Raw genomic sequence first — 22,343 nt, 5'->3', positions numbered from 1 at the left:
CAAGAACAACACTGCACGTCTCTCAAACCTACAGGGGTCAAAAATGAAAAAACTTCTTCTCGCTCTCGCCACGACGGCGGCGGTGATCGGCTTCTCGGCCGCCGCCAGCGCCGCCGACAAGGCAAAGGTCTGCTTCATCTATGTCGGCTCGAAGACCGATGGCGGCTGGACGCAGGCGCATGATATCGGTCGCCTCGAACTCGAAAAGTCGCTCGGTGACAAGATCGAGACGCAGTTTCTCGAAAATGTGCCGGAAGGGCCGGATGCCGAACGCGCCATCGAGCGCCTCGCACGCTCCGGCTGCGGCCTGATCTTCACGACCTCGTTCGGCTTCATGGACGCGACCGTCAAGATTGCCTCGAAATTCCCTGATGTGAAATTCGAGCACGCGACCGGCTACAAGACGGCACCGAACCTTGCCACCTACAACAGCCGCTTCTACGAAGGCCGCTATATCCAGGGTCAGATCGCCGCGAAGATTTCGGAAAAGGGTGTTGCCGGATACATCGCCTCCTTCCCGATCCCCGAAGTGGTGATGGGCATCAACGCCTTCGTCACCGGTGCGCGTTCGGTCAATCCGGATTTCAAGATCAAGGTCGTATGGGCAAACACCTGGTTTGACCCGGGCAAGGAAGCGGATGCCGCCAAGGCGCTGATCGACCAGGGGGTCGATGTCCTGACCCAGCACACCGACACGACCGCGCCGATGCAGGTAGCCGCCGAGCGTGGCATCAAGGCCTTCGGCCAGGCGTCCGACATGATCAAGGCCGGCCCGGAAACGCAGCTGACCGCCATCGTCGATACCTGGGGCGCCTATTATATCAAGCGCACGCAGGCCTTCCTCGACGGCAAATGGGAAACCATGTCGAGCTGGGACGGTCTCAAGGACGGCATCCTGACAATGGCGCCTTACACCAACATGCCCGATGACGTGAAGGCGATGGCGGAAGCCACCCAGGCCAAGATCGAATCGGGCGAGTTGAAGCCCTTCACCGGCCCGCTGAACAAGCAGGATGGTTCGGAATGGCTGAAGGCGGGTGAAAGCTCCGACGATGCGACCCTGCTCGGCATGAATTTCTACGTCGAAGGCGTCGACGACAAGCTGCCGCAATAACCGTCATCGGCTTCGATGCATTCCAGGGGGGCGGCCGCAAGGTTGCCTCTTTTTGATTCCGATCAAGAAATTTGCCTAAACCCGCGCCGGCCTGTTTACATAAGTAATATAGTATGATTTTTTACATCGACTGCTGAGGAGCAGTTTTCTTTGGGAGGATTACATGAAAATCAAAATCGCACTGGCCAGTGCCACGGTGTTGGCTGCCTGCATGTTCGGCCAGGCCTCTGCCGCAGACCTGACGATCGGCTTTTCGCAGATCGGTTCGGAATCCGGCTGGCGCGCCGCCGAAACGACGCTCACCAAGCAGGAAGCAGAAAAGCGCGGCATCGACCTGAAATTCGCCGATGCCCAGCAGAAGCAGGAAAACCAGATCAAGGCCCTGCGTTCCTTCATTGCCCAGGGTGTCGATGCCATCCTGATCGCGCCGGTTGTCGCCACCGGCTGGGACGATGTCCTCACGGAAGCGAAGGATGCCGAGATCCCGGTCATCTTGCTCGACCGCACGGTCGATTCGAAGGACGATCTCTATCTGACGGCGGTCACCTCCGATCTCGTGCACGAGGGCAACGTCGCCGGCAAATGGCTGGTCGATACCGTTGCCGGCAAGCCCTGCAGTGTCGTCGAGCTTCAGGGAACAACCGGTTCTTCGCCGGCCATCGACCGCAAGAAGGGCTTCGAGGAGGCGCTGAAGGGTCATGACAATCTGAAGATCGTTCGCAGCCAGACCGGCGACTTCACCCGCACCAAGGGCAAGGAAGTCATGGAAAGCTTCCTGAAGGCGGAAGGCGGCGGCAAGGACATCTGCGCGCTCTACGCTCACAATGACGACATGGCCGTCGGCGCTATCCAGGCGATCAAGGAAGCCGGCCTGAAGCCGGGCACCGATATCCTCGTCGTCTCGATCGATGCGGTTCCGGACATCTTCCAGGCGATGGCGGCCGGCGAGGCAAATGCCACCGTCGAACTGACCCCGAACATGGCCGGTCCGGCGCTCGATGCGCTCGATGTTTTCCTGAAGGACGGCACCGCGCCGCCCAAGTGGATCCAGACGGAATCGAAGCTTTACACCCAGGCTGACGATCCGCAGAAGGTCTATGAGGAAAAGAAGGGCCTCGGCTACTGATCGGTTGCCGGCATCGCAGCTGTCACCTTTTCGGCCCTTGGGCTAAAAAGTGCCTCGCCACGATGCCGGCAGCATCGCCTGCGCGCTCCGGCGTGGCAGCCGATATGATCCATGGCCTTGGGCAACCTCCGTTTCCTCGGGAAGCCGATCTATGAAACATACCTCCGACGACATCCTCGTTGCCAGCGGCATCGTAAAGACCTTTCCGGGCGCCATCGCGCTCGATCATGTGGATTTTTCACTGCGCCGCGGCGAGGTTCATGCACTGCTGGGTGAAAACGGCGCCGGCAAATCGACATTGATCAAATGCATGACCGGCGCCTATCGTCGCGACGCCGGCACGTTGACGCTCTCCGGCAGCGAGATCGACCCGCGTGATACGCTCGACGCGCAGGCGCTCGGCATCGGTACGGTCTACCAGGAGGTCAATCTCCTCGGCAATCTCAGTGTTGCCGAAAACCTGTTCCTCGGCCGCCAACCGCGTCGCTTCGGCCTTCTGCGCACCGGCGAGATGAAGAAGCGCGCCGAAGCGCTGCTTTCGCAATACGGCATCGACATCAATGTGTCCGCGGCGCTGGAAAGCTATTCCGTCGCCATCCAGCAGGTGGTGGCGATCGCCCGCGCCGTCGATCTCTCGGGCAAGGTCCTGGTTCTCGACGAACCCACGGCCAGCCTCGACGCGCAAGAAGTCGAGATGCTGTTCCGCATTGTCCGCGATCTGAAATCGAAGGGTCTGGGCATCGTCTTCATCACCCATTTTCTCGAGCAGGTCTATGATCTGTCGGACCGCATCACCGTGCTGCGCAATGGTCAGCTGGTCGGCACCCGCGACACCCGATCGCTGCCGCGCCGAGACCTGGTGACCATGATGCTCGGCCATGAATTGCAATCGGCGGAAAAGGCCGTTGGCGCGGATATCATCGACAGCGGACCTGTGCGTTACCGGTTTTCGAACTACGGCAAGGCCGGGAGGGTCAAGCCCTTCGATCTCGAGATCCGAAAGGGCGAGGTCGTCGGCGTCGCCGGGCTGCTCGGCTCGGGCCGCACGGAAACGGCGGAACTTCTCTTCGGTGTCCACAGGGCCGATAGCGGCACGGCGGAGATCGACGGCAAGCCGGTCGATCTCTCGTCGCCGCGCGCGGCCGTGGCCGAGGGGTTCGGCTTCTGCCCGGAAGACCGCAAGCTCGACGGCATCATCGGTGAGCTGTCGGTCCGCGAGAACATCGCCCTTGCCTTGCAGGCGCGGCGCGGCTGGGCGCGGCCGCTTTCCACCGCCGAGCAGAACGAACTGGCCGACCGCTACATCAAGGCGCTGGATATTCGCACCAGCGACCGCGAGAAGCCGATCCGGCTCCTGTCCGGCGGCAACCAGCAGAAAGCCATTCTCGCCCGCTGGCTGGCGACCAATCCGAGTTTCCTCATTCTCGACGAACCGACCCGCGGCATCGATGTCGGCGCCCATGCCGAAATCATTCGCCTGATCGAGGACCTTTGCCGGCAGGGCATGTCGCTTCTGGTCATTTCGTCGGAACTGGAGGAGCTTGTCGCCTATAGTTCGCGGATCATCGTGCTGAGGGATCGGGCCCATGTCGCCGAGCTCACCGGCAGCGAGATCACCACCGGGCATATCGTCAACGCCATTGCCGCGGCAAATGCCGCCGGAGGGATGCAATGATCGACAATGCCAAGCGGCTTGGCCGCCGTCTGTTTCCCCAATTCGTGGCGCTGGCCTTGATCCTGCTTCTGATCCGCCTGGTCTTCCCGGATTTCTTCTCGCTCGAAATCCAGAATGGCAGGCTTTATGGTAGCCTGGTGGATATCCTTAACCGCGGTGCGCCCGTGGCCCTTCTTGCCGTCGGCATGACGGTGGTGATCGCGACCAAGGGCATCGATCTTTCCGTCGGCGCGGTCATGGCCATCTGTGGCGCTGTCGCCGCCGCTTCCAGCGTCAGGGGAGACCCGCTGGCCGTGACCCTGCTGCTGGCGCTGGGCACCGGCCTTGCCTGCGGGGTCTGGAACGGCTTTCTGGTGTCGGTCCTCAATATCCAGCCGATCATCGCGACACTGGTGCTGATGGTGGCCGGGCGCGGCATCGCGCAACTGGTCACGGAAGGGGCGATCCTCACCTTCAACGACCCGGGCCTTGCCTTCGTCGGCAGCGGCGCCTTGCTCGGCCTGCCCATGCCCGTCGTCACCTGGCTCATCTTCGGGATCGCCGTTGCGGTCATCGTGCGGCGAACGGCACTGGGGCTGCTGATCGAAGCCGTCGGCATCAATCGCCGCGCCAGCACGCTCGCAGGTATCCGCACGCCGCTGTTGCTGATGGCTGCCTATATGCTGTCGGGCCTCTGCGCCGCCATTGCCGGCCTGATCGTGACGGCCGATATCCGCGGTGCCGATGCCAACAATGCCGGCCTGTGGCTGGAACTGGATGCCATCCTCGCCGTCGTCATCGGCGGCACCTCGCTGCTTGGCGGACGGTTCAGCATCATCGCCTCGCTGATCGGCGCCATGATCATCCAGGCGGTCAATACCGGTATCCTGTCATCCGGGTTCCCGCCGGAATTCAACCTGATCATCAAGGCGGGGATCATCGTCGTCATCCTCGTCATCCAGTCGCCGCGCGTGCAGGCGGGCGTTACCTTTTTCAGCCGAAAACCCGTCCGCACGGATGGCGTGGAGCAGCCTGTCCGATGAATCAGAAATATCTCCCGCTGATCGCCACCATCGTCATCTTCGTCGTTTCCTATGCGCTCTGCGCGTTGCAATATCCCAATATCCTGTCGACCCGGGTGATCGGCAATCTTCTCACCGACAACGCCTTTCTCGGCATTGCCGCGGTTGGCATGACCTTCGTCATCCTGTCGGGCGGCATCGACCTGTCGATCGGATCGGTCATCGCCTTTGCCGGGATATTCCTCGCGGTCATGCTGGAAAACACCGCGATCCACCCGCTTGCTGCCTTCGTGCTGGTGCTTCTCATCACCACATTGTTCGGCGCGGTCATGGGAGCCATCATCCATTATCTGGAAATGCCGGCCTTCATCGTCACGCTGGCCGGAATGTTCCTGGCGCGTGGCATGGCTTTCGTTCTGTCGATCGACAGCATCCCGATCAAGCATCCGTTCTATGCGACGCTGAAGAGTTTCTATTACAAGCTGCCGGGCGGCGGCCGGATTACGCTGATCGGCGGGCTGATGCTCGTGGTCTTCGCGGTCGGCATCCTCATTGCCCAGCGAACCCGGTTCGGCACCAATGTCTATGCCCTTGGTGGCGGTGGCCAAACTTCGGCGCTGATGGGGGTTCCGGTCGGGCGTACGACGGTGATGATCTACGGGCTTTCCGGTTTTCTCGCCGGGCTTTCCGGAATCGTTTATTCCCTCTACACATCGGCAGGATATTCGCTCGCAACGGTCGGGGTCGAACTGGATGCGATCGCCGCGGTGGTGATCGGGGGAACGCTCCTGACAGGCGGCGCCGGATTTATCGGCGGCACACTGGTCGGCGTGTTGATCCAGGGGCTGATCCAGACCTACATCACCTTCGATGGTTCGCTATCGAGCTGGTGGACGAAAATCCTGATCGGTGCCTTGCTGTTTGCGTTCATACTGATGCAGAAGGCCATCCTGTTCCTGTCGCATCGGCGCGGAAATTATGCCTGAGGGAGAATGGCTTGCGTAAGGGTCTGCTTCAAACCGTCATTACCGGCGCCAATACGCGCACGAGCCATGCGCAGGTGGTCGACGAAATGGGCAAGGCCATTGTTGGAGGCGAATTCCCGGTCGGCACCATCCTGCCGGGGGACCTGGAACTGGCGGCGCGCTTCAAGGTTTCGCGCACCGTCCTGCGCGAAGCCATGAAGACATTGGCCGCGAAAGGCCTGATCGTGCCACGCGCCCGCATCGGCACGCGGGTCACCGACAAGAACCAGTGGAACCTGTTCGACAGCGATGTGCTGACATGGCATTTCCAGGGCGGCGTGGACGAGGAATTCCTGCTTCATCTGAGCGAAATCCGGCTGGCCTTCGAACCGCATGCGGCGGGGCTTGCCGCGACCCATGCGACGGAAGCGGAAATCAGCGGCATGATGCGGCTTGCGGTTGCCATGGGCGATCCCGAGCATACGGCCGAGACATTGGCCGTAGCCGATCTGCGCTTCCATCTGGCGGTGGTGGAGGCTTCCGGCAATCCCTTCATGCGCACTGTCGGCAGCCTGATCGAGGCGGCGCTGGTCGGCATTTTCAAGCTCAGTTCGCCGGCTTCGGGGCGCGAGCGCATCGACGATGTGGCCCGTTCGCATATGCGTATCGTTGAAGAGATCAGCCGGCGCGATGTGCCGGCGGCGCGGGCTGCGATGGAAAATGTCATCCGCGTCGGGCGCGAGCGGGTTCGCGTCGCGCTTTCGGAAACCGTGCGAACGCCACCGCTTGGCTGACGGCCACCGCCGTCTTCACTGTCGAATCATCCGGCTTTTCCCTTTCGATACAGTCGGATATCGAAAAATACAGTAAATCGGCGCTTGCTGCCTTGCTGCCATGACCTGTTCCGCCTACTTGATAGGGCTACAGCTGACGCGCGTCATTCCGGATGCGTGTCCCACCAACGGTGTCCGAGGGTTATGTCCGAACTGATCGTCATTTTCGTGCTTTTGTTGATCAACGCATTTTTTGCGCTTTCGGAAATGGCAATCGTCTCAGCCAGTCGGCCCCTGCTTCGGCAGATGGCCAAGCAGGGTAACAGCCGGGCCGAACTGGCGTTGCGCCTTGCCGAGGATCCCGGCAAATTCCTCTCGACCGTCCAGGTTGGCATCACGCTCGTGGGAACGCTTGCCGGCGCCTATGGCGGTGCCACGATCGCCGCCAAGATTGCGCCGACGCTCGACACGATCGAGTGGATCAATCCTTATGGCAGCACGGTCGCCGTCGCGGTCGTCGTCACCCTGATCACCTATCTGTCGGTGGTGATCGGCGAGCTTATTCCCAAGCAGTTGGCGCTGAAGAATTCCGAAGGCGTGGCAATGTTCGTCGCCGGGCCGATGTCCTTTTTGTCGCGCCTTGCTTCCCCGATCGTCTATCTGTTCGAAATGTCGGCCTCGCTGTTCATGCGGCTGTTCGGCGTGACGGGCGATGGCGACCAGGTGACCGAGGAAGAGGTCCAGGCAATCATGGCCGAGGGCGTCGAGAGCGGCGCGATCGAGAAATCCGAACATGAGATGCTGCGGCGAATCATCCGGCTCGGAGACCGGAACGTCAAATCGATCATGACGCATCGGACCGAGGTCAGTTTCATCGACGTCAACGACACGCTCGAAACCATCCGTGCCAAGGTCGAGCAGTCGGACCATTCCCGCTATCCGGTGATGGATGCGAACGGCGAGGTGCTGGGCGCGGTGCAGATCAAGGAAATCCTCAACGCGCCGGGTCGGGCGGGCTTCCAGGTCCGCAATTTCGTCAAGGACATCCATACGCTGCCGGAGACGGCGTCCTGCCTGAAAGCGCTTGAAGCGTTCAAATCCTCCCATATCAACATGGCGATGATCGTCGATGAATATGGCAGCATCGAAGGCATCATCACCATCGCCGATATTCTTGAGGCGATCGTCGGCATCCTGCCCTCCAACTACGACGACATCGAGCATACGCTGATCCGTCTCAGGGAGGACGGCTCCTATCTGGTCGATGGCCGCACGCCGATCGACGAGATCCATCTGACGATCGGCATCGATGAAATCGATTCGGACGGCAATTACGAAACCATCTCTGGCTTCCTCGTGCAGCAATTGCGCAAGAACCCGGAGGAGGGCGATGTGACGGAAGCCTATGGATATCGTTTCGAGGTGATCGACATGGACGGCCGGCGGATCGACAAGATCCTGGTTTCGCGCCTGCCGTTCTAGCGCTCAAACAAAAAGGCCGGGACAGACCCGACCTTTCCTCAATTCGCCTTGCGTATGATCTGCTAGTACATCCGTAGTCAGACCAACTGCGACGAATTATTCCTTTATTTGGTTAATAAAGCCTTAACGTGTCGATCCCGTGACGATCGAGCTTCGTTTTTAATTCACCGGTGAAGTTCCCGTATCGCATTTCAATCCGCGCCGGCTCTGTCCGGTTGATGGATATCACGGCGCAGGGACGGGCTGGCGCAGGACCATGATTTCGCAAAGATCGCCGGCCTTCGTCTCCACGGCATGGGGCTGTCGCACGATCAGGCAGTCGGCCTGCGCGAAGACCTGCATCATCGAGGAATCCTGTCGCTGAAACGGATGTGCGGCCATTGTGCCGGCGCTGTCCATGGTCAGCCGGGCGCGCACATAGTCCTGTCTCTTGTCGTTTGCGGGCAGGGTTTCTGCTGCAATCGCCCGGGCGCTTCTGTCGCGTGGCGGCAGGCAAGCGAGGCGGCGGGCAAGCGGCTCGAGGAAGAGCAGGGCGCAGACAAGACTGGAAACGGGATTTCCCGGCAGACCGAGGACGTGCATGCCTCCGAGCCTGCCAACCATCAGGGGTTTGCCCGGCCGCATGGCGATCCGCCAGAAATCGAGCGTCATGCCGCAGGCGAGAAGCGTCGGCTGGACGAGGTCGTGATCGCCGACCGAGGCGCCGCCAAGCGTCACGAGGACATCGGCGCCGGCGGCTCGCGCTTTCGCTACGGCCGCTGCGATGGCTGCACTGTCATCGCGGACTATGCCGAGATCGATGATTTCGGCGCCGTTTTCACGCGCCAGGGCCGCGACGCCGTATGTATTGGAGGCGATGATCTGGTCCGGGCCCGGAAGACTGCCGGGCACCAGCAATTCGTCGCCGGTCGCAAGGATTGCCACTTTGGGCCGCTCATAGACCGGTACACCGGCATGGTTCATGCCGGCTGCGACTGTCAACCGCCCCGCATCAAGGACGCTGCCGCGCTGCAGGACCATGCCTCCGACGGTGAAGTCCTGTCCCGTCGGGCGAATATGGCGACCCTTGGCAGGCGCGAAGCGCGTGCGGATCCGGCCTCGGTCGAGGATTTCCGCATCTTCCTGGATGAGCACGGTATCGGCACCCGCTGGGACCGGAGCGCCGGTGAAGATACGCACCACTTCTCCGGGGCCGACAGATCCGGAAAATCCATGACCGGCCGCGGACTGTCCGATCACCGACAGTTCCGCCCCGATATGGGCGAGATCGGCGTGACGCCCGGCATAGCCGTCCATGGCGGAATTGTCGAAAGCGGGATGGGTGAGTCTTGCGGCAAGGTCCTCGGCAAGGACGCGGCCCATGGCCTCATGCAGGTCGAGCATCTGCGCCCGGCTGATCGGCGAGGCGTTGGCCAGCAGCCTTTGCTGTGCTTCGTGGACCGCCAACAAGACCATCAATCCTTCTGTTCCAAGCGCCGATAGTCGCCGGAGCCTCCGCCGGACTTCTGGCAAAGCCTGACGCCACCGATCTCCATCTCGCGATCGGCGGCCTTGGCCATGTCATAGATGGTCAGGCAGGCAATGCTGACGGCTGTCAATGCTTCCATCTCGACGCCGGTGCGGCCGGTAAGCTTGGCCATCGCCTCGACCCTCAGTCCGGGCAGGTTTTCATCGGCGGTGATATCGACCGAAACCTTGGAGAGCATCAGCGGATGGCAAAGCGGAATGAGACTGGACGTCTGCTTGGCCGCCATGATGCCGGCAAGCCGGGCGGTGGCGATGACATCGCCCTTTTTGGCATTGCCTTCGAGGATGAGCGCCAGCGTTTCCGGCGTCATTCGTACATGGCCCTCGGCAACGGCGATGCGGACGGTTTCCTGCTTGTCGCCGACATCGACCATGTTGGCCTCGCCGCCAGCACCGATATGGGTGAGGGTGGGGCCACTCATTGACGGCCGGCCGGGGTATCGGCAGAGCCGGCTAGAAGCATGCGGGTCGCGGCGGCGACATCGTCCTGCCGCATCAGGCTTTCGCCGACGAGAAAGGTGGTGATGCCGCATTTCGCCAGGCGTGCGCAATCCTGATGGCTGAAAATGCCGCTTTCGCCGACCAGCAGTCGTTCGGCTGGAACCAATGGCGCCAGTTTCTCCGAAAGGGCGATATCGACCTCGAAGGTCTTCAGGTTGCGGTTGTTGATGCCGAGAAGCGGCGAGGCAAGCTTCAGCGCCCGCTCCAGTTCCTCCTCGTCATGCACTTCGACAAGCACGTCCATGCCGAGGGAAAAGGCTTCCTCCTCGAGGCGGCGGGCATCGTCGGTATGCAGTGATGCCATGATCAGCAGGATGCAATCGGCGCCCCAGGCGCGGGCTTCGTGAATCTGGTAGGTGTCGAACATGAAATCCTTGCGGAGCGCCGGAAGCGCGCAGGCATTTCGGGCTGCGGTCAGGAATTCCGGCGAGCCTTGAAAGCTCGGACCATCCGTCAGGACCGAAAGACAGGCCGCGCCGCCAGCCTCGTAAGCTTCGGCCAGAACGGGCGGGTCGAAATCGGCGCGGATCAACCCTTTGGAAGGGCTGGCCTTCTTGATCTCGGCGATCAGTCCGAAATCGCCTGTCGCCTGTCGGGTCTTGAGCGCCTTGTGGAACCCCCGCGGGGCTTCCTGGTCGGCCGCCATGGCCTTCAGTTCGGCAAGGCTGACACTGGCCTTTGCCGCGGCGATTTCCTGCCGTTTGTAGAATTCGATCTTCTGCAGAATATCGGCCATAGCATCATTCCCTAGGCTGCGTTCGAGGCCAGGACAAGCCGTTCCAGCGTGGCGTTCGCCGCGCCGGTTGCAAGCGACTGGCGGGCGAGCGCCATGCCCTCGGCAAGATCGCCGGCACGCCCCGCAATCAGCAGCGAGGCAGCGGCATTGGCAAGGGAGATGTCGCGATAGGGCGTTGCCGCCCCTTCGAGAACGCCCTTCAACGCAACCGCATTATGCGCCCCGTCGCCACCCTTCAAATCACTGAGCGAAACCGTTTCCAGGCCGAAATCACCGGGCGTCAGCTCGAATGTCCGGATCTCGCCATTCTCGAGCGCCGCAACCTGCGTCACGCCGGTCGTGGTGATCTCGTCGAGACCGTCGCCATAGACGACCCAAACGCTCTTCGAGCCGAGATCGCGCAGTACCTCGGCCACCGGCACGAGCCAGTGCGGTGCAAAGACGCCGACAAGCTGACGGGTGACGCCGGCGGGATTGGACAGGGGGCCGAGCAGGTTGAAGATCGTCCGGGTGCCGAGCTCGACGCGCGTAGGGCCGACATGACGCATGGCCGAATGGTGCTGCTGGGCGAACATGAAGCCGAGGCCTGCCTCGCGGATACAGCGCGAAATCGCGTCGGGACCGATATCGAGCTTGACGCCGAGACAGGAAAGCGCGTCGGCGGTTCCCGATTTCGAACTGAGCGCGCGATTGCCATGCTTGGCGACGGGAACGCCGGCACCGGAGACGATCAGGGCGGCCAGCGTCGAAATATTATAGGTCCCGGCACCATCCCCGCCGGTCCCGACGATATCGACGGCATCGGCAGGCGCCTCGACGGTGAGCATGCGGGCCCGCATGGCGCCGACGGCGCCGACGATCTCGTCCACCGTCTCGCCGCGCACCCGAAGCGCCATCAGGAAGCCGCCGATCTGCGACGGTGTCGCCTCGCCGGACATGATGATTTCGAATGCGGATCGGGCATCCTGGCGGTTGAGCGCCTCGCCAGCAGCGACCTTGGCGACGAAAGGCTTCAGATCCGGCATGCGTTTCCCTTTACTTTACCGCTGCTGCGTCAGCGCCAGTTCGGCGAGCTGCTGGTTGATCGAAACACCGTAGCCCTTCTGCAACTCGCTGACCATCTGGTCGAGAATATCGTCGCCGCTTGCCTCTGCCATGGCGTCGATCTGCCGCGCGTCATTGTCAAGCACATCGCCGGGATTGCTGTCGTCGACCGCGGTGACCTTCAGCAGAATTTGCCCTTCGCCGCCGACGCCGGGGGCGTTGGCAACCAGTTCGTTCGGTCCGGAAAAGGCCGCGGCGACAGCCGCCGGGCTCAGCGCCGCATCTTCCGCACCACGGCGAAGCCCGGTCTTGGTTTCGACGGCGATGCCGAGCTCGGTGGCAATGGCCGCCAGGGTTTCGCCTTTTTCCAGGCGCGCCTTCAGTTCGGTCGCCTTGGCTGCCAGTTGCGTGCGTTGCTGCTCGGCCGTCCAGTCGGCGACGACCCTTTCACGGGCTTCTTCCAGCGTCCGGTCGCGTGCCGGGGTAATCTCCTCGACATCGAACCAGACATAGCCGTCGCGGCCGAGATTGACGGGCAGGGTTTCTGCGCCGGCATCCGCCTTGAAGGCTTCCTCCAGCAGGCTCTTTGCCTCGGGGATGCCAGCGATTTCCTCGCCATCCGCATCGTTTCCGCGCGCATCCACGGCGTCGAGCACCACCAGCTTGAGGTTCGTCTGGCTGGCTGCTTCCTGCATGGTCGCGCCCGAAAGGCGGGCTTCCTCGAATTTGTCATGGACGGCCATGACCTCGTTGGCGGCATTGGAAAGGGCAAGCTCGGTGCGCAGCTCTTCCTTGACCTCGTCGAAACTGCGGACGGTTTCCGGCTTAATATTGGTAACGCGCAGGATGACGGGGCCGAAGGCACCATCCACCACCGGCGTCGTCCGGCCGTCCGCCGGCGCTGCAAAAACCGCGTCGGCGATCTTGGCATCGGGCATCCGGTCGCGGGTGAAATCACCCAGCAGGACATCGCCGGCTGTCTTGCCGGAGGCGGTGACCAATGTGTCGAAGCTCGTGCCTGTCGCAAGCTTGGCCGCCGCTTCGTCGGCTTCCTGACGCGACGGGAACGAGAGTTGCTCGACGGTGCGGGTTTCAGCCGTGCGGAAATTGTCCTTGCGCTTCTCGTATTCGGCGCGGATTTCCTCCTCGGTGACCGAGGCGGGATCGGCGATATCGGCTGGTTCCAGCTTCACATAGCTGACCTTGCGGAATTCCGGAGCGCGATATTCGACCTTGTGGCTTTCGAACCAGGGGGCGAGCATGTCGTCGGACGGCGCCTTGACCGGATCGACATTGGCATTGGACAGGAGCAGATAATCGATGCTGCGCGTCTCGTTGCGGTATTGGCGAAGCGCGTCACCCAGAATCTTCGGCGGCTCATAGCCATCTGACAAAGCCTCGACGATCTGCGAGCGCACGGCAACCTGGCTGCGATTGTTGATATAATCCTGTTCACGCAAGCCGGCATTGCGCAGCACGCTGGAGAAGGTCAGGCGATCGAACTGGCCGTTGACGCCGTGAAAGGCCGGGTCTTCGCTGATCAGCGTTGCCAGCCGGTCCTGTGAAAGCCCGAGATTCATATCCTCGGACAATTGGTCGAGGGTCGCGCCGGCGACGAGCTGCGAATAGACCTGCGCCTCCACCCCGAATGCCTTGGCCTGTTCGCGGCTGAGGCGCGTGCCGAACTGGCGGGAAAGCTGAGCAAGCTGCCGTTCGTAAGCGAGGCGGAAATCGCCCGGTGACACCTTGACGTCGCCAACCGTGACGACCGCATCAGCCGCGCCCGGTACCAGCGATGTCGATACACCCCAGACACCGAAGGAAAGAACAAGAAGGGCCATCAGCCCTTTGACAGCCCAGGTCTGGGAGGCTCTTCGCAGGAATTCAAGCATGAGTGGGCATTCCTCGTCGTAATTCAGGGCCGCCGGGCGGCAATCGATTTCGTTCCTTAGAGCAAACCGCCGGCGAATTGAAGTGTTCAGCGATGCAAATTATCAGGGAGAAGCGGCTTGCTCATGCCGGACAGCCGGCCGCTGTGAAATATCTTACGCTACGGTTCGGCTCCGCCCCGGTGTGGCGTTTGCGCTGGCATGCCCTATATCCCTTCGGGGCCATGCAATGCCGGACTTTGTTAGCCGGCAACCGAAAAACCTGTGACATTCCCCGCCCTTTGCACCTCATCGCATGTTCGGACATGCTAACGTTGGTAGACTAGTCGGCCGAGTCGCATGTGCCGTGCGAAGAGGCCCGGAAACCGGAGTACAGTCGTGGAATCCATTGTCGTCATGGTCAATCTGTTCGGGTCCGTGGCTTTGTTGTTGTTCGGCCTGTCGCAAGTCAAGGAGGGGGCGACGCGGGCCTTCGGCATCCGGCTGAGGACGGGCCTGGCGCAGGGCACGAAGGGACCGGTCCGGTCGTTCCTCGCCGGCTTCGTTGCAACCGTGGCCCTGCAGAGCTCCACGGCGACGGCGTTGATGATCACGGCCTTCGTCGAACGCGGTCTGGTGCGGGCGCGCATGGCGCAGATCGTGCTCCTGGGGGCGAATGTCGGAACCGCCGTCACCGCCTGGATCGTCGCGGCCGGCATCGGCTGGCTGTCGCCGCTCCTCATCCTCGCCGGCGTCGTGCTGCACCGGGCGGCGCGGTCGAGCGCCAAGCAGGGGGCCGGCACCGCGCTGGTGGGGATCGGGCTGATGCTGCTCTCGCTGCACCTTCTTGGGCTTGCAACGGAGCCGATGCGGCAATCGCCGGCGCTCACCGCATTCATCGGCATGCTCGACAGCGCCTGGCCGGTCGCCCTGATCTTTGCCGCGGTACTGGCATTCGCCTCTTCGTCGAGCCTGGCGGTGGTCGTCCTCATCCTGTCGCTTTCGACCACCGGGATCCTGTCATCGGGGCTGACCATCGCGCTCGTGCTGGGCGCCAATCTCGGCGGCGCGATACCGCCGGTCATGGCGACGCTGTCCGCCTCGGCGTCGGCCCGGCGCGTGACCGCCGGCAATCTCCTCGTTCGCGCCATCGGTTGTGCCATCGCCTTGCCGGCCGCGCCGATGGTTGCCGAATTTCTCCAGACCCTGCCGCTTGCCCCCGACAAACTGCCGGTCGACATCCACCTCCTGTTCAACGTTGCGCTCGCCATCCTGGCTTGGCCGTTCTCCTCGCTGCTGTCGGACATGATGCGCCGCCTTATCCCCGACGACCCGAAGGCGGAAGCCGGCCCGCTCCATCTCGACGACCGTGCCCTTGCCACGCCGATCATCGCCCTTTCCGGCGCCACGCGGGAGGTCCTGCGCGTCGGTGACCTGATCGAGGCCATGCTGATCGGCACGATGAACGCCTTCGAGCGCAACGATCTTTCCGAACTGCGCGATGTCGGAAAATTCGAAAAGCAGGTGGATACCCTGCAGCAGGAGGTGAAGCTCTATCTGTCTCGGCTCGGGCGCGCCGGCCTGAGCGACGAGGACGGCCGGCGCTCCATCGTCATCATCGACTATGCCATCAATCTGGAGCATATGGGCGATATCATCGAAAAGAGCCTGATCGTGCAGGTCAAGAAGAAGATCGACAATGGTCTTAAATTCTCCGAGGACGGCTATCAGGAACTGACCTCGATGTTCAACCTGACCATCGACAATCTCCGTGTCGCCCAGACCATCTTCGTCACCCGCGATGCCGATCTCGCCCGCCATCTGATGGAGGTCAAGGTCGATGTGCGGCGCATGGAGAAGCAATCGTCGGAGCGGCACCTGGAAAGGCTGCGGGATGGCCGCACCGACAGCCTGCAGACGAGTTCGCTGCATCTCGATATCCTGCGCGATCTCAAGCGCATCAATGCGCACATCGTCTCCGTCGCCCATCCCATCCTTGATGAAAGCGGGCTTCTGACGGAAAGCCGGCTGAGGATGCCGCGGTAATCAGGCCTCCTTGGCGAGAAGCGCCTTGCGCAGGAACGCGTCGTAGCACGGCGTCAGTGTGATGCGGGTGTGGCCAGCCTCAAGGATCGGCTCGTAGAGTTCCAAGAGCTTCAACCGGCCAAGCGTCGGCGGGCAGGTGGGGTAGAGCGCGATATCGACGGCGCTGACCGCATCGATGACGCTTTGGTCGGCAGCCGGAACGGAGCGGGTCGGGTCGGCGCCGATGGCGATATGTTCCGGCGCATGGCGATCCATCAGCCAGGCGAAAGGACTGGTGAAATCGATCGACATGATCGTCTCGAAGCGGATGTCGTTGGCTGCCTCATAGGCAAGAACGGCCGAAACCGCCTGGTCGGCACTCTGCAGCCACAGAGCCTGGAAATCATAGTCGCTGGTGAGCAGGAAGGACGGAAGTTCGCCGGCATCGGCGATCGCCTCATAGGCATCCCGGTAGTCGATATAGTTTTCCCGAAGGCGCTGCGCCCGCGTCAGGAAGGCCTCGCGCGCGCTCACCGCACCCATGCTCTTGAGATGCTGATGCGCGAGCGGGATATTGTTCAAGGTGCCAATCCAGGCGCGGGAGGATTTTTGCGCGACGGTGACGGCGAGCGGCAGCGCGGCGGCCAGCACCAGCACGGCGACGACGGCAAAGCGCGTGGAATTGGCCTGCCTGTAACTTGCCGCAAGAATGGCCAGCAGTAGCGGCCACAGGAAGATGAAGGCCTGGCTGCCGGTGTTCTGGCTCTCGAAGATCAGGCCGGCGGCGAGGAAACCTGCCAGCCAGAAAAACGGCTGGTCCAGGATGTCCGTGAATGCACGGCGCCCGGGCTGGGCGGCAAAGGCACGCAATGCCCCGCGCAATACCGGATAACCCTGCGCAAGCAGGACCAGTGCAAGGAGAAAGCAGGCGAGCACCATGCCAAAATTGAGCGAGGCTGCCTGCAGAAGCCGCGGCAACAGGCTGGAATCGTTGATTTCCAGAAGCGAGAGGATATCGCCCGCATAGGCCGAAACCAGCCCCGACCACAATTCGATCACGCCGCAGGCGGCCAGGAAAAGCAGGCCTGCGAGGAACGCCGCATGGAAGCGCAGGCGCCCGGCGAGGAATGCCGTCAGGCACAGCAGCCCGCCCGCCACCAGCCCGGTGACCTTCACGAATGTCAGGGCGAGCATGGCGAGGGTGGTGATCGCCGCTAGCATTTTCCAGCCGCGCACGAAAACAAGTGCGGCGGCCAGCACATAGAGCAATTGGCTGACCTGGCGATTGTAGATCGCAAAGCCGTGCGAGCCCGGATAGGGATAGAATTCGCCGGTATTGAACGGCAGCAGCGAGAAGAACAGGAATGGCAGCAGCAGGGCGTAAGCCGTAGCGACGGATCGTTTCTGCACGTCAAGAAGGACGAGCGCCATCAGCGGCACGGTCACCGTCATCAGCGACCAGCTTGCCAGGAGGAGCGGATGGCCATCCGGAAACAGATAGAGCCAGGCGGCAAACAGATAATAGCCGAGCGCGCCGACGGGCGCGAAGAAGTGGATGGACGGGATCTGTCCATCGGCAATCCGATTGGCCGCGTCGAGATAGATATAGTGATCCCAATACATCGGGCCGATCGGCATGGTGAGCGTTGTCGCCAGTGCCAGCGGCAGGCAGGCAAAAACGATGGCAAGCACGATGAGGGGCTGGCGGGCGAGTCTCGCGAAAAAGCCGGTGAGCCTGGCGGGAGGTACTGTATCCGTCGAAAGCTGCATTCTCTATCATCCCAGCGAGCGGAGCCGCTCGATACAATCCTTCCGTGTTTATGACATGATCGGGTTTTATCGGAGTTAACGTGGCGGGACGCCCGTTTTCGCGCGTTCCCGGCTTATGTTCCTCACCGGATCTTCCTGCTATGTAACGGGCAGATTCGGGCCGGACGGGAGAAGATGAATGAAGCGCACATGCATGGCGGTCGTCCTTGCCGCGGGGGAAAGCACCCGGATGAAATCCTCCAGGTCGAAGGTCCTGCATCCGGTTGCCGGCAGGCCGATGATCGCCCATGTGGTGGAATCGCTGGTCGGGGCCTCGATCTCATCGGTGGCGCTGGTGGTCGGCCGCGACGCGGATGCGGTGACGGCGGCTGCCCGCCGCGACGATATCGATGGTTCCGCCTTCGTCCAGACGGAGCGCCTTGGCACGGGCCACGCGGTGCTTGCCGCCAGGGAGGCGATCGCCAGGGGGTATGACGATATTCTCGTCGTCTTCGGCGATACGCCGCTGATTACGGCTGCGCCGCTGATGGCCGCGCGACGGGGGCTGGCGGACGGCAATGACGTCGTCGTCATCGGCTTCAGGACCGCCGATCCCACGGGCTATGGCCGGCTGATCATCGAGAACGGCGCACTCCTGGCAATCCGTGAGGAGAAGGACGCCTCCGAGGACGAGCGGAAGATCAGCTATTGCAACGGCGGCCTGATGGCCATCAACGGCGCGAAAGCGCTGGATCTGCTCGGCCGGATCGGCAATGCCAATGCAAAGGGCGAATATTATCTCACCGATATCGTCGAGATCGCGCGCGCGGCCGGCGGCAAGGCGATCGCCGTCGAGGCGCCGGAAACGGAACTGACCGGTTGCAATAATCGCGCCGAACTGGCGGCGATCGAGGCGATCTGGCAAAAACGCCGCCGCCACGAGATGATGGTGTCCGGCGTCTCGATGATCGCCCCGGAAACGGTATTTCTTGCCTATGACACCAGGATCGACCCGGATGTGACGATCGAGCCGAATGTGGTCTTCGGTCCCGGCGTCACCATCGAAAGCGGCGCGGTCATTCACGCCTTCTCCCATCTCGAAGGCGCCCATGTGGGTGCCGGCGCGGCTGTCGGCCCCTATGCACGGCTGCGTCCGGGCGCCAATCTGGGCGCCGATGCGAAGGTCGGCAATTTTTGCGAGGTGAAGAAGGCCGAGATCGGCGCTGGCGCCAAGGTCAATCATCTCACCTATATCGGCGACGCCTTCATCGGCGCCAGGACCAATATCGGCGCGGGCACGATCACCTGCAACTATGATGGCGTCAACAAGCACGTGACCCAAATCGGCGCCAATGTCTTCATCGGCTCCAACAGCGCGCTGGTGGCGCCCGTCAGCATCGGCGACGGTGCGCTGGTCGCCTCCGGCAGCGTCGTCACCGAGGACGTTCCCGAAGATGCGGTGGCCTTCGGCCGCGCGCGCCAGGAGATAAAGCCAGGACGGGCGAAACTCCTGCGCGAACGCTATCAGGCGGAAAAGGCAAAGAGACAGAACAAGTAGCAGGCCCGGCGTCGGTTAAAACCTGAAACCGAAAGTGAGTTTGGGCCGATTGCGCATTTTCCGGAATCCAGTACCAAAGCGTCACCTGAAATAGGATGTTGGCGGGCGCGGACGGGCGGCGCCGGCAGAAAGTCAATTGCGGAGAAGTTTTAAATATGTGCGGCATCGTCGGTATCGTTGGAAATCAGCCCGTCTCCGAACGGCTCGTCGATGCGCTGAAACGGCTTGAATATCGCGGCTATGATTCCGCCGGGGTGGCGACGATCCATGAGGGTGTGCTCGACCGCCGCCGCGCAGAAGGCAAGCTGGTCAATCTGGAAACCAAGCTGCGGGGTGCGCCGCTTTCCGGCCGGACCGGCATTGCCCATACGCGCTGGGCGACCCATGGCGCACCGACGGAAGACAATGCCCATCCGCATTTCACCGACGGGATCGCCGTGGTCCATAACGGCATTATCGAGAATTTTTCCGAATTGAAGGACGAACTGATTGCCGGCGGCGCCGTCTTCCGGTCGCAGACCGATACGGAAGTGGTGGCGCAGCTGCTGGCAAAGCTGATCCGCGATGGAGCAAGCCAGCGGGATGCCATGCAGGCGATGCTGCGGCGGGTCACCGGCGCCTATGCGCTTGCTGTGATCTTTCAGGACGCGCCGGGGACGATCATGGCGGCGCGCAGCGGCCCGCCGCTGGCGGTCGGCTTCGGCAAGGGGGAAATGTTCCTCGGTTCCGATGCCATCGCGCTGTCGCCCTTCACCAACGAGATCACTTATCTGATCGATGGCGACTGGGCGGTGCTGAGCGCCGAGGGCGTCGAAATCCTCGACCATGACGGCAAGCCGGTTTCACGGCCGCGTCAGGTCTCGGTCGCGGCCGCCTATATGGTCGACAAGGGCAATCATCGCCATTTCATGGAAAAGGAAATCTACGAGCAGCCNGCCGGTTTCACGGCCGCGTCAGGTCTCGGTCGCGGCCGCCTATATGGTCGACAAGGGCAATCATCGCCATTTCATGGAAAAGGAAATCTACGAGCAGCCSGAAGTGATTTCGCACGCGCTCGGCCACTATGTCGATTTCATCGAGAACCGGGTCAATCCGGCGGCGAGTACCATCGATTTCGCCAAGGTTCCCAGTCTGGCGATTTCCGCCTGTGGCACCGCCTATCTGGCCGGTCTGGTCGGCAAATACTGGTTCGAACGCTATGCCCGCCTGCCGGTCGAGATCGATGTYGCCTCCGAATTCCGCTATCGSGAAATCCCGCTCTCGGCGCAGTCGGCGGCGCTGTTCATCTCGCAGTCCGGSGAGACAGCCGACACGCTGGCCTCGCTGCGCTATTGCAAGGAAAACGGCCTTAAGATCGGCGCCGTCGTCAATGTCAGGGAATCGACGATCGCCCGCGANGGAGACAGCCGACACGCTGGCCTCGCTGCGCTATTGCAAGGAAAACGGCCTTAAGATCGGCGCCGTCGTCAATGTCAGGGAATCGACGATCGCCCGCGAAGCCGATGCGGTCTTCCCGATCATGGCCGGCCCGGAAATCGGCGTCGCCTCCACCAAGGCCTTTACCTGCCAGCTTTCTGTACTGGCAGCCCTTGCGATCGGCGCCGGACGCGCACGCGGAACGGTYTCKGCCGACGAGGAAAAGACCCTCGTCCGCCACCTTGCCGARATGCCGCGCATCATGGGCCAGGTGCTCAACAGCATCCAGCCGGCCATCGAAGGCCTGTCGCGCGAATTGTCGAAATGCAAGGACGTGCTCTATCTCGGCCGCGGCACCAGCTATCCGCTCGCCATGGAAGGGGCGCTGAAGCTCAAGGAAATCTCCTATATCCATGCGGAAGGCTATGCCGCCGGCGAACTCAAGCATGGGCCGATCGCGCTGATCGACGAGAACATGCCGGTCATCGTCATTGCGCCACATGATCGGTTCTTCGAAAAGACGGTGTCGAACATGCAGGAGGTTGCCGCCCGTGGTGGCCGCATCATCTTCATCACCGACGAGAAGGGGGCGGCGGCCTCGAAACTGGAAACCATGAGCACGATCGTGCTTCCGAATGTCGATGAGATCATCGCGCCGATGATCTTCTCGCTGCCGNGACGAGAAGGGGGCGGCGGCCTCGAAACTGGAAACCATGAGCACGATCGTGCTTCCGAATGTCGATGAGATCATCGCGCCGATGATCTTCTCGCTGCCGCTCCAGTTGCTCGCCTATCTTACGGCCGTGTTCATGGGCACCGATGTCGATCAGCCGCGCAATCTCGCCAAGTCGGTGACGGTGGAATGATCATTCGTCGCTTGATAGCCCGAGCAACATGAGATTTCCCCCGGCTTTGCCGGGGTGGCAGAAGAAGTAAGACATCTTCGGAAGTCCACCGTGACTTTTCCTCTGAGCCCCAAGCACACGTCGGGCTAAGTCACGGTTGACGAATTTACTGATGATCGTCGAGTTATAAACGGCATCCTTTGGCGGTTCAGGGCTCGCTCATCCTTGCGAAGTCTCCGCGAACGCTATGGCCGCACGACGCATTATAATCGTTCTGCTCGCCGGCGCGCAGCTGGTGTGGGATCGCCTTCCTGATGCAGTTCAAATGCTACGATGGTGACATCGTGATGATCGATCCATCCTGTGTTCGCGTTCACTGCATGGCGCGAAAGTAAAAACGGAGGGGATTGCCGATTTCGCATGGGACGTTCCCGCGGCGGCCTGACCATCAAGATCCATGCCCTCGTTGATGCGGAAGGCGACCGGGCCTATCACACTGACGGCATCAGGAAATTCGCCAAAGACCACAAGTCCTGGCAAACATTCCAACGAAGAGCAACCACAAGCAGACAGCTTCGGCCGCTGAGTCTATAGCTAGCGCAACCTCGTCGAGCGATACTTTAATTGCATCAAACAGATGGGGGTGGCAACCCGATATGATAGACGTGCGGACAGCTATCTTGCCGCACTCTAATTGTCGGCACCCCGGTATGGCAGTTGAACTAGTTCGATCTCACTTTGAAAACTGTGTTCGATTCAATCAGACGGGAAATTGCCCTGCAAGAATAATCGCGTGTAGTGAGACACTCTCGATGATGTGTACCACTGTAGGCCCAGCCCCACCCCATTTCAGACCGTCATATAGTTTTCAAGCGTATTGCGGACGATCAGGTCGATATCCGGAAAATCGACATTGCGCATATTGTTGCCGGAGCGGT

The 22,343-nt window shown here is 61.7% G+C and carries 15 protein-coding genes and 4 pseudogenes; 13 read left to right on the top strand and 6 right to left on the bottom strand.

All coding sequences use genetic code 11. The annotated features are described in order from the left end of the window. Positions 1–43 precede the first annotated feature (43 nt). The 7 genes from ASD31_RS00620 (at position 44) to ASD31_RS00590 (ending at position 8,136) form a co-directional block, all read left to right on the top strand. Positions 44–1,114, top strand: a complete 1,071-nt coding sequence (locus ASD31_RS00620; RefSeq protein ID WP_056328124.1) for a BMP family ABC transporter substrate-binding protein — start codon at positions 44–46, stop codon at positions 1,112–1,114. 163 nt (positions 1,115–1,277) lie between these two features. After that, entirely contained in the window at positions 1,278–2,240 is a 963-nt protein-coding gene (gene ytfQ, locus ASD31_RS00615; protein ID WP_056328123.1) for a galactofuranose ABC transporter, galactofuranose-binding protein YtfQ, read from the top strand. 151 nt (positions 2,241–2,391) lie between these two features. Beyond that, positions 2,392–3,915 (top strand): galactofuranose ABC transporter, ATP-binding protein YtfR, encoded by a 1,524-nt coding sequence (gene ytfR, locus ASD31_RS00610; protein WP_056328121.1) that lies wholly within the window; start codon positions 2,392–2,394, stop codon positions 3,913–3,915. Further along, complete coding sequence (locus tag ASD31_RS00605; protein ID WP_056328119.1) at positions 3,912–4,937, top strand: ABC transporter permease; 1,026 nt, start codon at positions 3,912–3,914, stop codon at positions 4,935–4,937. The genes ytfR and ASD31_RS00605 overlap by 4 nt, the downstream gene beginning before the upstream one ends. Beyond that, positions 4,934–5,902: a galactofuranose ABC transporter, permease protein YjfF gene (yjfF, locus tag ASD31_RS00600; RefSeq protein ID WP_056328118.1), complete on the top strand. Its 969-nt coding sequence runs from the start codon at positions 4,934–4,936 to the stop codon at positions 5,900–5,902. Before ASD31_RS00605 ends, yjfF begins: the two co-directional genes overlap by 4 nt. Before the next feature lie 11 nt (positions 5,903–5,913). Further along, positions 5,914–6,675 carry a FadR/GntR family transcriptional regulator gene (locus ASD31_RS00595; protein WP_056328117.1) on the top strand — a complete coding sequence of 254 codons (762 nt, stop codon included), beginning with the start codon at positions 5,914–5,916 and terminating at the stop codon, positions 6,673–6,675. Between the two features lie 183 nt (positions 6,676–6,858). Continuing rightward, complete coding sequence (locus ASD31_RS00590; protein ID WP_056328115.1) at positions 6,859–8,136, top strand: hemolysin family protein; 1,278 nt, start codon at positions 6,859–6,861, stop codon at positions 8,134–8,136. Positions 8,137–8,361: 225 nt separating this feature from the next. Here the strand turns inward: ASD31_RS00590 and glp are convergent, their stop codons facing one another. From glp to ASD31_RS00565, 5 genes are read right to left on the bottom strand one after another with little or no spacing between them, the layout of a single operon-like run. Beyond that, entirely contained in the window at positions 8,362–9,591 is a 1,230-nt protein-coding gene (gene glp / locus ASD31_RS00585; RefSeq protein WP_056328114.1) for a gephyrin-like molybdotransferase Glp, read from the bottom strand. Then, positions 9,591–10,085 carry a cyclic pyranopterin monophosphate synthase MoaC gene (gene moaC / locus ASD31_RS00580; protein WP_056328112.1) on the bottom strand — a complete coding sequence of 165 codons (495 nt, stop codon included), beginning with the start codon at positions 10,083–10,085 and terminating at the stop codon, positions 9,591–9,593. Before moaC ends, glp begins: the two co-directional genes overlap by 1 nt. Continuing rightward, the gene (gene trpC / locus ASD31_RS00575) at positions 10,082–10,900 is read right to left on the bottom strand and encodes an indole-3-glycerol phosphate synthase TrpC (protein ID WP_056328110.1); all 819 of its coding nucleotides are present in this window, start codon (positions 10,898–10,900) and stop codon (positions 10,082–10,084) included. The genes moaC and trpC overlap by 4 nt, the downstream gene beginning before the upstream one ends. Positions 10,901–10,911: 11 nt before the next feature. Beyond that, entirely contained in the window at positions 10,912–11,925 is a 1,014-nt protein-coding gene (gene trpD / locus ASD31_RS00570) for an anthranilate phosphoribosyltransferase (RefSeq protein WP_056328108.1), read from the bottom strand. Between the two features lie 15 nt (positions 11,926–11,940). Further along, entirely contained in the window at positions 11,941–13,836 is a 1,896-nt protein-coding gene (locus ASD31_RS00565) for a peptidylprolyl isomerase (protein WP_056328107.1), read from the bottom strand. Positions 13,837–14,211: 375 nt separating this feature from the next. Between ASD31_RS00565 and ASD31_RS00560 the strand changes: the two genes are divergently transcribed. After that, positions 14,212–15,858 (top strand): Na/Pi cotransporter family protein, encoded by a 1,647-nt coding sequence (locus ASD31_RS00560; protein WP_056328105.1) that lies wholly within the window; start codon positions 14,212–14,214, stop codon positions 15,856–15,858. On the opposite strand, the gene ASD31_RS00555 is transcribed toward ASD31_RS00560, so the two are convergent. Continuing rightward, positions 15,859–17,607 (bottom strand): hypothetical protein, encoded by a 1,749-nt coding sequence (locus ASD31_RS00555; protein ID WP_056328103.1) that lies wholly within the window; start codon positions 17,605–17,607, stop codon positions 15,859–15,861. A gap of 178 nt (positions 17,608–17,785) precedes the next feature. On the opposite strand from ASD31_RS00555, the gene glmU reads away from it, so the two are divergent. The 5 genes and pseudogenes from glmU to ASD31_RS26555 all read left to right on the top strand — a co-directional run. Beyond that, positions 17,786–19,144 (top strand): bifunctional UDP-N-acetylglucosamine diphosphorylase/glucosamine-1-phosphate N-acetyltransferase GlmU, encoded by a 1,359-nt coding sequence (glmU, locus tag ASD31_RS00550; RefSeq protein ID WP_056328101.1) that lies wholly within the window; start codon positions 17,786–17,788, stop codon positions 19,142–19,144. Positions 19,145–19,299: 155 nt separating this feature from the next. Continuing rightward, positions 19,300–20,077 (top strand): annotated as a pseudogene (locus ASD31_RS26570) (glutamine--fructose-6-phosphate aminotransferase); the annotation flags it as partial. A 2-nt stretch (positions 20,078–20,079) separates the two neighbouring features. Continuing rightward, positions 20,080–20,541 (top strand): annotated as a pseudogene (locus ASD31_RS26565) (SIS domain-containing protein); the annotation flags it as partial. Position 20,542: 1 nt separating this feature from the next. Then, a pseudogene (locus ASD31_RS26560) lies at positions 20,543–21,236 on the top strand (SIS domain-containing protein); the annotation flags it as partial. Position 21,237: 1 nt separating this feature from the next. Next, positions 21,238–21,426 (top strand): annotated as a pseudogene (locus tag ASD31_RS26555) (glutamine--fructose-6-phosphate aminotransferase); the annotation flags it as partial. Positions 21,427–22,343 lie beyond the last annotated feature (917 nt).

Origin of the sequence: Rhizobium sp. Root482 (assembly GCF_001426565.1) — a bacterium.
GTDB lineage: Bacteria > Pseudomonadota > Alphaproteobacteria > Rhizobiales > Rhizobiaceae > Pararhizobium.
This window is presented reverse-complemented; position numbering and strand designations above follow the sequence as displayed.

Coding starts and splice junctions, on each gene's coding strand:
- ASD31_RS00605 (WP_056328119.1), top strand. CDS start 3,912: ATGATCGACAATGCCAAGCGGCTTGGCCGCCGTCTGTTTCCCCAATTC.
- trpC (WP_056328110.1), bottom strand. CDS start 10,900: ATGGCCGATATTCTGCAGAAGATCGAATTCTACAAACGGCAGGAAATC.
- yjfF (WP_056328118.1), top strand. CDS start 4,934: ATGAATCAGAAATATCTCCCGCTGATCGCCACCATCGTCATCTTCGTC.
- glp (WP_056328114.1), bottom strand. CDS start 9,591: ATGGTCTTGTTGGCGGTCCACGAAGCACAGCAAAGGCTGCTGGCCAAC.
- ytfQ (WP_056328123.1), top strand. CDS start 1,278: ATGAAAATCAAAATCGCACTGGCCAGTGCCACGGTGTTGGCTGCCTGC.
- trpD (WP_056328108.1), bottom strand. CDS start 11,925: ATGCCGGATCTGAAGCCTTTCGTCGCCAAGGTCGCTGCTGGCGAGGCG.
- glmU (WP_056328101.1), top strand. CDS start 17,786: ATGAAGCGCACATGCATGGCGGTCGTCCTTGCCGCGGGGGAAAGCACC.
- ASD31_RS00555 (WP_056328103.1), bottom strand. CDS start 17,607: ATGCAGCTTTCGACGGATACAGTACCTCCCGCCAGGCTCACCGGCTTT.
- ASD31_RS00565 (WP_056328107.1), bottom strand. CDS start 13,836: ATGCTTGAATTCCTGCGAAGAGCCTCCCAGACCTGGGCTGTCAAAGGG.
- ytfR (WP_056328121.1), top strand. CDS start 2,392: ATGAAACATACCTCCGACGACATCCTCGTTGCCAGCGGCATCGTAAAG.
- ASD31_RS00590 (WP_056328115.1), top strand. CDS start 6,859: ATGTCCGAACTGATCGTCATTTTCGTGCTTTTGTTGATCAACGCATTT.
- moaC (WP_056328112.1), bottom strand. CDS start 10,085: ATGAGTGGCCCCACCCTCACCCATATCGGTGCTGGCGGCGAGGCCAAC.
- ASD31_RS00620 (WP_056328124.1), top strand. CDS start 44: ATGAAAAAACTTCTTCTCGCTCTCGCCACGACGGCGGCGGTGATCGGC.